The organism is Actinoallomurus sp. NPDC052274 (assembly GCF_040679475.1).
Taxonomy (GTDB): Bacteria; Actinomycetota; Actinomycetes; order Streptosporangiales; family Streptosporangiaceae; genus Actinoallomurus; species Actinoallomurus liliacearum.
This window is the reverse complement of record NZ_JBFAUT010000164.1, coordinates 1-1,138: the sequence shown is the minus strand read 5'-3', so window position 1 is coordinate 1,138 and position 1,138 is coordinate 1. Positions and strand designations below refer to the sequence as shown.

Here is a 1,138-nt window from a genome sequence, read left to right as displayed (position 1 = left end):
GGGACGTGCTCGCCGCGGGCGTAGTAGCGGGTGTTGCCGGGGTGTTCGGCCTTGTACCGCTTGATCAGCTCGAGTGCCTCCAGCACCGGCCGGTGGACGGTGTTGGCCGAGCGGAACTCCAGCGCCTCGATTATCTGGATCAGCCCACTGCGGTAGTGGTTGGTGTAGGAGGCCTTGAAACTGCGTTGGCGGGCTTGGCGGTAGGTCGGGCCCTTGGCCCGGTACTCGTGTAGCAGGTCAAGGATCACTCCCAGACCGCCGGCCGCCGGGTACACCACTTCCTCCACGACGCCCTAGGGTCTTCGGCCGAGGCCAGGGCGATCTTGAACAAGATGTTCTCTTTGCCCGCGACCTTCTTGGCGATGTCGGAGATGAACGCCTCCTTGGTCTTGGCCTCGGCCCGGGCGTTGATCCGATGCACTGTGGCGATCAGCAGATCGACCAGGGTGTCGGTGATCTCGCGCTGACGGCAGAACAGGTAGGCGCCCATCAGCGTCCAGCGGACCTCGTCGGAATGGTCGCGGCGCAGGTGGCTGGGCGCCTCCACCGCGGCCCGGCTTCGCCACCCGGCCAAGATCTTGGGGGCGATGTCGGCCAGCAGCCGCGACGGCAGACCCACCGCCCGGATCCAGGTCAGCTTGCGCACCTCGGTCTTGCAGGTATTCAAGCTGACGTTGCCGGGGTCGGACTTGATCGCGGCCCATACCTCCGGGCCGAGTTCACCGGCCAGGTCACCGTCGCCGGCGGCCGCCGCGCCAGGCTCCGAACCGGTCTCCTCGGCGGCGGGATCGTCGCTCGCCTCAGCGATCAGCGACCACATCCGCGCGGTGACCTCACCGGGAATGCGGCTGGAGATCTTCGCGGTCAGGGTGTCCTCGGACTTGCGCAGCGCCGAGCCGATCATGCGGGCGAGCCGGATCTTGGCTGGCTGCTCGATCCGCTCGTGGCGCATGTGCTTCAACAACGCCTCGCGTACCCGGTCCGGGCGACGCTCCCGGCTGCACACGTGCTCGGCCAGCCAATCGGTGAGCTTCTCGGCGTCGGGAACCGTGCACTCGCGAAAGTCGCAGAACGTACGGACATGCTTACGGTGCCGCTCGGCGGTACGGCCCTCCCAGTCGAACAACCCCAGATCGGA

At 67.2% G+C, this 1,138-nt stretch carries 2 protein-coding genes; both read right to left on the bottom strand.

What is annotated here, in order from left to right:
- Positions 1–287 (bottom strand): hypothetical protein (locus AB0K82_RS44665; RefSeq protein WP_364409875.1); only part of this gene is annotated, 287 nt, incomplete at its 3' end.
- On the bottom strand, positions 245–1,138 hold an 894-nt coding region (locus AB0K82_RS44660), incomplete at its 5' end, for a DUF4158 domain-containing protein (RefSeq protein WP_364409872.1). The genes AB0K82_RS44665 and AB0K82_RS44660, both read right to left, overlap by 43 nt.